Here is a 10099-nt window from a genome sequence, read left to right as displayed (position 1 = left end):
GTAGATGCTGGTTTATCATAGTCTGCTTTTACACTTTTACACTCAACCGTATTATCTCGTACTCTTTTTCAAAAATCAAATAGGAGTCCTATATTTTTACTATAATCATAAAAACAACCATTTTTTAGTAAAGTCTGATGCTCAATTTATAATCTAAGAATAAGTTTTAAATTATCGACCACAAGATTAAATTACAAAATAAGGTGGCTGCTTCTTTTGAAAGAAGTTATGCTGTCTAAAGGTTTAGTTTTTTTAATGAGCATAATGCTAGAGAAAAAGATTATTGATATACTTATTTAAAATAGCGTTATATTTGTAAATAAACTAGAATATAAATAGTAATATTTGCTATGTAAAAAACAGATAGATTCCATATAGACGTATCCTAATATTTATTTTGGATAGTTAAAACATTATTAGAATAGTCTCACCAACAGAAATAATTTAAATACCTGCCTGGAATAATGTTGAACCGTTTGAGGATTGGAACCAAGATTGGAATAAGTTTTGCCTTGAGTTTGGCAACTCTGACCACCATTGGTCTAATCTCCTACCAAAGCACCCATGAGCTAATTGAAACTTCGCGTAAAGAAAGCCATACTTACCAAGTGTTAAGTCAGCTTGAAAACCTCAACTTGCAACTGACAAATGCTGAAACTGGACAACGCGGTTACATTATCACTGGAGAACAGCGCTATTTAGAACCTTATAACGCTGCTATTCAAGTAATAAATCAAAAAGTTAAGGAAATTCAAAGGTTAACGGCAGATAACCCCAACCAACAAAATCGGCTTGACATTTTACAGCCACTACTAACTGAGAGAATGGCTGTAATGAAAAATGTCATAGAACTACGGCAAACCCAAGGCTTAGAAGCTTCTCAAAAAGCTGTTCTGACAGACCAGGGTAAGCAACTGATGGATAATATCCAGAAAGTTATCCAGGCGATGAAAGCTGAAGAGAATATGCTGCTGAAACAGCGCTCTGAGAAGGCGCAAGCAGCAGGCCGGCAAACACTTGCCAGCATTGTCTATAGTATTCCCTTATTTTCTTTGCTCTTAGCTTTAATCGGATTCACCCTGACCAGACATATCTCAGCACCGCTGAAGCAAGTTTCTGATTTAGCAGAAAAAATGGCGGATGGGGATCTATCGGTAAGTTTACCAGATAGCGATCGCCTGGATGAAGTTGGTGTGTTGACACGCACCTTCAATCAGATGATTGTTAATCTGCGAAACACAACTCAAAAAAATGACGAGCAAAACTGGCTAAAATCTAACTTAGCCGAATTTACCCAGATGCTTCAAGGGCAGCGAAATCTGGAAAGCGTGGCTCGGATGATCTTGTCAAATTTAGCACCACTAGTTGGGGCATCGCAGGGCGTTTTTTATGCGATGGACTCCATAGATGACCAGCCTGTGCTGAAGTTGTTGAGTAGTTATGCTTATAAAGAGCGGAAAAACCTCGCAAATCAGTTTCGCTTAGGTGAAGGATTGGTGGGACAATGCGCCCTAGAAAAACAAAGAATCCTCCTCACAGAAGTTCCTCATGACTATATCCGCATCAATTCTGGCTTGGGAGAAGCACCACCGCTCAATATTATTGTTTTACCGATACTATTTGAAGCAGAGGTAAATGCTGTAATTGAACTTGCCTCTTTTGGGCCTTTTAACCAGTTGCACCTGAAATTTCTAGAGCAATTGAGTGAAATTCTTGGTGTATTTTTAAATAACATTGCCTCACAAGTGCAAACCCAGCAACTACTGGAAGAGTCTGTTGCTTTAACAGAAGAACTACAAACCCAGCAAGAAGAACTACAGCAAAGCAATCAACGCCTAGAAGAACAGGCGCACGAGTTAGAGGAATCACAATTTCTGGTCAAGCAGTCTAACGAAGAATTACAACAATTAAATGAGGAGCTAGAAGAAAAGGCAGAATTATTAGAAGCCCAAAATCAAGAAGTTGCCCGCAAGAATCAGGAAGTTGAAGGGGCGAGGCAGTCTTTGGAAGAAAAAGCTGAACAATTGGCATTGTCTTCCAAATATAAGTCAGAATTTCTCGCGAATATGTCCCACGAGTTAAGGACACCGCTAAATAGCCTGTTAATTTTGGCAAGGCTGCTAGCAGATAACTCTCTTAACAATTTAACTGACAAACAGGTAGAATACAGCCGGACTATTTACTCAGCTGGAAATGATTTGCTGGAGTTGATTAATGACATTCTAGATTTAGCAAAAATTGAGTCGGGTACTATGTCGCTCGATATTGAGCAAATTGCTATAGCAGATTTGGAAACATCTCTAGAGCATACTTTCCGGCAAGTTGCCCACAATAAAGAACTCAGTTTTACTATTGAACTGGATGAGAAGTTACCCCCAACAATCTATAACGACTCCAAACGCCTGCAACAAGTGCTGAAAAATCTCCTGGCTAACGCTTTTAAGTTTACAGAACAGGGAAGTGTGAAGTTACAAATAGCCCAAGTTGATAATTCCATGATTGCTTTTGCCGTCAGCGATACAGGTATAGGTATTCCAGCCGAGAAGCAGAAAATTGTTTTCGAGGCATTTCAGCAGGCAGATGGCACCACCAGCCGCAAGTACGGCGGGACTGGCTTAGGCTTATCAATCAGTCGTGAATTGGCTCAACTGTTGGGAGGGAGAATTGAAATAGTTAGCGAACCAGGGCAAGGAAGCACCTTTACCCTTTTCTTGCCCAGGCGACAGGAAAAGAATAGTCAAAATACTCTCACCACACCACCCCCTGAGCCAACTACTTCTATCCGCACAGCATCGACCATAAAAGAAGTACCAATGGTGGAAAAAAGACCTGCGCTGATAGATACATCCTCATCCGCGAAAGTACTTACCATCCTCCCTAGCGAAATTCCAGATGATCGGGAAATAATTCAACCGGGTGATCGCACCTTGCTAATTATTGAGGATGACGATAAATTCGCCCGTATCTTACTAGATATGGCTCGTCAGCAGGGCTTTAAAACTATTGTTGCTTTACACAGTAAACAAGGTCTAGCACTAGCAGAACAGTTTAAACCCAATGCAATTATGCTAGATATCCACATGCCAGAGATGGATGGCTGGACGGTGCTGGATCGTTTGAAGCATAAACCAGATACCAGACATATACCAGTACATATAATTTCTGTTGATGAAAGACAGCAACGGGGATTAAATCTAGGAGCGATTACCTATCTACAAAAACCTGTGTCTCCAGAAGCGCTAACTCAGGTATTGACTGAGATTAAAGGCTTTATTGAGCGTCAGGTAAAAAGTCTCCTGATCGTTGAGGATGACCCGGTACAAGCTCAAAGTATTATCGAACTGATTGGTAATGGGGATGTCCAGAGTACAGCAGTGAGTACGGGAGCAGAAGCCCTCTCGATTTTGCGATCGCATCATTTTGATTGTATGGTACTGGATCTCGGTCTGCCCGATATGAGCGGGTTTGCACTCATTGAACAGATCAAGCTTGAACCCAGGCTGTTGAAACTGCCAATCATTGTGTATACAGGCAAAGAACTCAGCCGACAAGAAGAAACCCAATTGCGGGGACTAGCAGAGACAATTATCATTAAAAATGTGCGATCGCCAGAGCGATTGTTAGATGAAACTGCCCTATTCTTGCATCGAGTGCAGGCAAATTTGCCCCCACCAAAGCGGCAAATACTAGAGCAACTACATCAAAACGATCCGGTGCTGGCTAATCGGAAAATTTTGATTGTAGATGATGACCTGCGAAATATTTTTGCCCTGACCAGCTTTTTAGAAAGCTATCAAATGCAAGTCCTCTTTGCCGAAAATGGTAGAGATGGCATAGAGAAGCTGCAAACAAATCCTGACATTAATATAGTTTTGATGGATATCATGATGCCGGAAATGGATGGTTACGAAACCACCCGCGCCATCCGCCAGCAACAACAGTTTCGCTCACTACCAATCATTGCTTTAACTGCCAAAGCTATGCCAGGTGACAAAGAAAAATGCATCGAAGCAGGAGCTTCTGACTACATCACTAAACCTGTAGATACTGAGCAATTGCTTTCACTACTGCGAGTTTGGCTGTATCGGTGAGAGAGTAGGGGCAATAGGTTCGGATAAGCATTTTTTATTCCTGAAAAAACCCAACTACTTATCTTGGAGGATAATACTGAGGATTCATCACTGGAGATTGATAACCGTTTGTCGGTACAGTACTTCCCATGCCGTTGGGTATAGGGGTGACAACAGGAGGCTGATAAATGCTCATGGGCACGGTTCCTGTTGTACCGTTGGGTAAAGCCGGATTAAAAATCTGGGGCTGATAACCATTTGCGGGTACTGTATTTAAAGTAGTATTGGGTGTGACAGGATTTTGGCTAAACTCTTGGTAGGCAGCACGAGAAATTGAGCTGATAAGTTTTTCGGCGCGAGGATCGTTTTCTGGGCGTTTTACCATAACGGAGGCGATGTAGCGCTTGCCAGTTGGAACAACGATTAAACCTGTATCTGCCAACATTGTGCCGATATCGCCCGTTTTGTGGTATACTCTAGCGCCTGTTCCCAAACCCGATGGTAGCAGAGTGTCTTTCTCGGTGCGACGCAAGATATCTAGCATGAGATCGCGTGATGGCACACTCACTAAATTTCCCTGACTCACAATTGCCATCAGATTCCCTAGTTCTTTGGGACTAGTAGTGTTTGTCCCTTGCAAATCTGGTAGTTGATTGCGAATTACCGTGGTTGTCAATCCCCAAGTGCGGAAACGCTGGTTTAAAGCGTCCATTCCTCCCAGTCGGGCAATCAGCATATTTGTCGCCGTGTTGTCGCTGATTGTAATCATTTTAGTGACGACTTCCAAAGCGGCGTACTGGGTTCCTGGTGGTTTGTATTGCAGAGTTCCCGAACCGCCAGCTACCAGATCCTGTTGCATGGTCAGCATTTCATCCAGGCGAATTTTCCCCGCGTCCACATCCTGGAAAAAGGCAATCAAAATCGGTACTTTTATCGTGCTAGCTGCCGGAAAACTGGTAGAGCCATTGACATCTACATAATTACCAGTATCCAAATCTACTAAGAAAACTCCGGGTGTGAGATTTGGGATAGTGGCCGCCAAATTTTGCACGGCATTTTTCAACGAGGTAATTTCTTGAGATAAGTATAGACTTGAAGACGCAGCAGGGGGAGTTTGGGTAGGTTGTGGCTGCGATCGCACCACATTAATATTAGATTGCGGCGTAGTTGTGCTGATGCGATTCGCTGGGTCTAATACTGACAACACCGTACCAACAATGGCACCCATCCCCACACCTACAATCAACAACCGCACAACATATAATATGGTTTTCGCCATTGGCTTTAACCGGGTTTTCCGCGATGAGCGTCTGCCTGTTTTTGGCTTTTCCATCCGCACTGTTTTAACCATCACAGCACCCGGTCGGAAGGGAGGAATTTTCCCCTTGACACTAGGTATTGGTTTGACTGCTGCTGGCATAACTAACCCCGATTTTACCCTACGTGTAGTACCAGGGATTGGGGGAGGACTGATTTGATTTTTTGAGCGTGTTAGCGCTCCTTCTCGCCCATTTGTAGTTTGCGGCTGGCTGTTAGCTTTGACTTTCTTCCTTACCACTTTTTGAACTTTTTGTGGCGGCTGGCGGCGATTTAAGGGTTGACGCCGCGAGAAAGCTGTTAGTTCGTCACTTGACTCTGACACAGTTACTCCTTGTGACCCACTTGACTGTTTTCTTGCAGACTCCTGACCCAAAACTTAATCTTTAAGCAATATTAATACTCAAATTCTACTTTGCCACTAAGTAACATTTTTGTGTTTAGTTTAAGCGATATTAAATATTTTGGGGGGATGATTGCGTATATATTAAACGAATAATTACAAGTTTTCACCATCCCTCTGACTTTTCAGGGCCCATTCTACTTGCTGCAAAATTCCTCGCAGCATGGCAACTTCCCCAGTCTTCAGATGAGCGCGATTATATAGTTGGCGAAATTTTCCCATGCGACTCGCGGCTGTATGGGGATACACATAACCAATTTTCAGTAATAGTGATTCTAATTGCTGGTAGTATCCTTCCACAGCATCTAAGGTTGCGAGTTCCGTTTCAGGTAAGGTTTGGCTATCAGGTTGCTGGGCAGATTGTGACAATTCATAACAACAGATTGCTACAGCAGTAGCCAAATTCAGGGCGACATAATCTTGACTTGTGGGAATGCCAACAAACCGCTGTGCATAATTTAATTCTTCATTGCTTAATCCCCGGTCTTCTCTGCCAAAAATCAGGGCTGCGGGTTTTTCTGGTTCCTCCAGTAACCAGGGTAGTGCAGTGCGGGGATTTTCTAAGGGTGTTTCCCAACTGCGAACGCGACCAGTGGTAGCGATCGCCCGTACACATCCATGCAATGCTTCTGGTAAGGTAGCCACTAATACCGCAGATTCTAAAATTTCTTGAGCGTGAACAGCCATCATCAAAGCTTCCGTCGATAGCGGATCGCATTGGGGGTTCACTAATACTAAATTATATAGACCGAAATTTTTCATTACTCTGGCGATCGCGCCGATATTTATCGGCCCAGCTGGTTCTACCAACACAATTCTTAATCCAGCCAAGCCCATTTTTTGCCTCCTGCGATCGCACCAGTACTTACAGGCTAATTTTCAGCATTGTGGTTCTGGTGAAGAGTTTCCTTGAAATCATTTTAGCGGTGTAAGTGAATGCCTGCGTCAGGTCTGAATAGTTCAGCGCAATCTTTGCCGTTCAGCTAGTCGTTCGTCGCTATTTATTTGTAGTAATCTAATTGTTGTACGTCCTATAGGCGTTAATCCCACTAGATTCAGTTCTGAAAAGGTGAAGTGTTCAGCCCATTTCTGGGTGCGTGGGTTAAAGAGAAAACTAAAAGCCCCTGTTTCTGGATCAAAAGATCCTAAGTCAGTGCCTTTATGACGATTACATCGCCAGCAGGTGAGGGCTAAATTATCAGCATTTGTTGCGCCGCCGTGCTTTTGGGCAATAACATGATCAATCTCATGGGAAAAAAAAGCAACTCCTGCGGGTAACTGGCAATATTCACATTTGTAGTTTGCGCGTTCTTCTACGAGTCGGCGAAGAACAACCGGAATATAGGTTACACTCACGGTCAGCTGGTCAAATAAGATAAGTTACCTGCTTTAATCATCACAACTAAGTGTTCAATACGTTCATATTCATCTAGTTCTTTCAACTCCGTGGGTGTGAGTTCACCTGCGTTACTGCGTGTTAGCAAGGTACGCAACCGTTCTTGCATTTCGGGAGTAGGTTTAAATTCAGCAATTTGTTCAGGAGTGGGGCTGCTGGCCAAAAAATCTAGAATATATCGGTAAACTTGTGCTGGTACAGCTGGTTGTTGAAGACTCAATGCAAGCAGTTCAGGTAAGCGATCGCCTACTTGTGCTAGTTGTTGAGATAATTCCTCTGATACTTCTAGGGTGATTCTTGGCATAAGGATTGCATTGGCAATTTACTATTATTAATGATATATCTCGAAATTTTTCATTACTCTAGCGATCGCGCCAATATTTATCAGACCAGCTGGTTCTACCAACACAATTCTTAATCCAGCCAAGCCCATTTTGTGCCTCCTGCGATCGCCATTAGGAAATATTCTGTACAAATAACAAGCTAATCAAAGTTATACATCGTCACAAAACTCTGTGCCCAATCAATGTTGCTTGCTTTACTGTAGTAATATCAACGTTGTAACATCATTTGATTTCATGAAACAATGCCACGGTCAGCCCAAATAAAAAGCTCCAGGAAACGTTGGTTTCCGAAGATTCTCAAAAGAACTTTAATTGTGCTGTTAGTGCTAGGGCTATTGTTAGTGGGATTTGCTACCTACACTGTACGCCAATCCTTTCCGCAAGAGAGTGGCACAATTCAATTACCTGAACTGAAAGCTGAAGTCAGCGTCCAGCGTGATAAATGGGGAATTTCCCATATTTATGCTGCCAACTCCCACGATTTATTTATGGCGCAAGGTTATATCCACGCCCAAGACCGTTTTTGGCAAATGGATTTTTGGCGACACATTGGTTCTGGGCGACTCTCAGAAATGTTTGGTTCTTCTCAAGTTGACACTGATAAATATCTGCGGACAATGGGTTGGGCGAGGGTGGCGCAGCAAGAAATTCAGGAAATTAATGCAGAGGTCAGAAACCCCACTTAGGTGTACAAATTCCCTCTATATGGTATGAGCTTGGTCTGCACTGCACACCCAAGAGTGCAGAGTGTCCCTACAACGTTTCTGGCTTTTCCTTTGCGGGAATGATTGGAGTAATTATCGGCCATAGCGATCGCATTGCCTGGGGTGTTACCAATGTACAATCTGATGTGATGGATTTATACATTGAGAAAATCAACCCAAATAACCCCAATCAGTATGAGGTAAATGGCAAATGGGTTGATATGCAGCTTGTGCAAGAGACGATTCAAGTAGCCGGAAGTCAGCCGATTGTCCAAACGGTACGCTATACCCGACATGGGCCGATTCTCTCTGATGTTTCGCCCAATCTGAAGCAATTCCAGCCCAGTCAGCCGCTAGAAGTACCGCAAAATTACGCCGTAGCTTTGCGTTGGACAGCCCTAGCACCTTCCAAACTAGCGTATGCCATTCCTCAAATCAATCGCGCCCAAAACTGGCAGGAATTCCGCACTGCTGCCAGCAATTATGATGTCCCGGCTCAAAATTTGGTCTATGCTGACATTGATAGCAACATTGGCTACCAAATGCCTGGTAAATTCCCCATCCGCGCTCAGGGAGATGGGCGTTATCCCGTTCCTGGTTGGACGGATGCTTATGAGTGGCAAGGCTATATTGACTTTGAGAAATTGCCCAAAAGTTTTAATCCACCCCAAGGTTATATTGCTACTGCCAATAATTTAGTTAACCGTGAATATCCTTATTTAATTACTAGAGATTGGGTTTATGGCTACCGAGCAAAGCGGATTGTTGAAATGATTTCACAACAAACGCAGCCGATTTCCCTGAAGGATGTGCAGCAGATACAGGGAGACGATCGCAATTTAAATGCCCAAACACTAGTACCACTACTACAATCTATCACTGTTAATACCCCACGCTTGCAAGCAGCCCAAAAACTACTGCGAGATTGGAATTTGCAGTTAGGAATGACATCGCCTGCCGCTGCTTTATTTGAAGTATTCTGGAAACACTTGCTAGCAAATACATTTCACGATCAGTTACCTGAAAAGTACTTTCCTGATGGAGGCGATCGCTGGTATGCTGTGGTAGCAAATTTGGTCAAACAACCCAATAGTGCTTGGTGGGACAACCGCAACACCCGAAAAGTCGAGAACCGTGACCAAATTTTCCAGCAATCCTTTATAGAAGCCCTGGATGAACTAGAACGAATTCAAAGCAAAGAACCGAAAAACTGGAATTGGGGTAAGCTGCATACCATTACTTTTCGGAATGCCACCTTGGGTAAATCTGGGGTTGCACCGATTGAAGCTTTATTTAATCGTGGTGCATTTGCGACATCTGGTAACGGCGAAACAGTGAATGCTAACCGCTGGAGAGCAAATAAATCCTTTGAGGTGACAGATATTCCTTCACTGCGAATGATTGTAGATTTGGGAAATTTGGATAACTCAGTAGCAATTCACACCCCTGGACAATCAGGACATGCTTTCCATAGCCACTACAACGATATGGTTGAGCCTTGGCGCAAGATTGAATACCACCAGATGTTATGGGAATCAAAGAATGTTACAGCAAACACGACTGACACACTGAGTTTAATTCCCAAATTGCTAGAGTAAAGGGTTTGGTACTGCAATATAGCAATCCTATTTGAGTTATGAAAATTATCGAACCGTCTTCTCTACAAAAAAGAACTCATAGTTGTAGAAGCCGAGATGTTAGCACAATTGGAACAGAAAACCAGGTTAAATTTAAAAGTTTTATTCTGTAAGGATTTTCCTGAAGAGTGTAGTAACCCAAGTTGCGGGTTATCGACTGATCTGTGCTTGTTACCACTCAATTGATGCGATCGCGTGCATCGGTACGTTGGCGCTACGCGCCAACGT

The 10099-nt window shown here is 43.1% G+C and carries 5 protein-coding genes and 2 pseudogenes; 2 read left to right on the top strand and 5 right to left on the bottom strand.

Translation table 11 applies throughout. The annotated features are described in order from the left end of the window. Positions 1 to 464: 464 nt before the first annotated feature. The gene (locus V7K67_RS27500) at positions 465 to 4091 is read left to right on the top strand and encodes a response regulator (protein ID WP_334734076.1); all 3627 of its coding nucleotides are present in this window, start codon (positions 465 to 467) and stop codon (positions 4089 to 4091) included. A 58-nt stretch (positions 4092 to 4149) separates the two neighbouring features. Here the strand turns inward: V7K67_RS27500 and V7K67_RS27495 are convergent, their stop codons facing one another. The 5 genes and pseudogenes from V7K67_RS27495 to V7K67_RS27475 form a co-directional block, all read right to left on the bottom strand. Beyond that, positions 4150 to 5712, bottom strand: a complete 1563-nt coding sequence (locus V7K67_RS27495; protein WP_334734075.1) for a serine hydrolase — start codon at positions 5710 to 5712, stop codon at positions 4150 to 4152. Positions 5713 to 5886: 174 nt separating this feature from the next. Further along, entirely contained in the window at positions 5887 to 6627 is a 741-nt protein-coding gene (locus tag V7K67_RS27490) for an RNA methyltransferase (RefSeq protein WP_334734074.1), read from the bottom strand. 123 nt (positions 6628 to 6750) lie between these two features. Next, the gene (locus V7K67_RS27485; RefSeq protein ID WP_335169269.1) at positions 6751 to 7146 is read right to left on the bottom strand and encodes an HNH endonuclease; all 396 of its coding nucleotides are present in this window, start codon (positions 7144 to 7146) and stop codon (positions 6751 to 6753) included. Between the two features lie 2 nt (positions 7147 to 7148). After that, a complete protein-coding gene (locus V7K67_RS27480; protein ID WP_181927721.1) occupies positions 7149 to 7490 on the bottom strand; it encodes a hypothetical protein in 342 nt (113 codons plus the stop codon). A 1-nt stretch (position 7491) separates the two neighbouring features. Beyond that, positions 7492 to 7619, bottom strand: a pseudogene (locus V7K67_RS27475) (RNA methyltransferase); the annotation flags it as partial. Between the two features lie 153 nt (positions 7620 to 7772). On the opposite strand from V7K67_RS27475, the pseudogene V7K67_RS27470 reads away from it, so the two are divergent. Beyond that, positions 7773 to 9832, top strand: a pseudogene (locus tag V7K67_RS27470) (penicillin acylase family protein). Positions 9833 to 10099 lie beyond the last annotated feature (267 nt).

Origin of the sequence: Nostoc sp. (assembly GCF_036917155.1) — a bacterium.
In the GTDB taxonomy this organism is placed as follows: Bacteria; Cyanobacteriota; Cyanobacteriia; order Cyanobacteriales; family Nostocaceae; genus Nostoc.
This window is presented reverse-complemented; position numbering and strand designations above follow the sequence as displayed.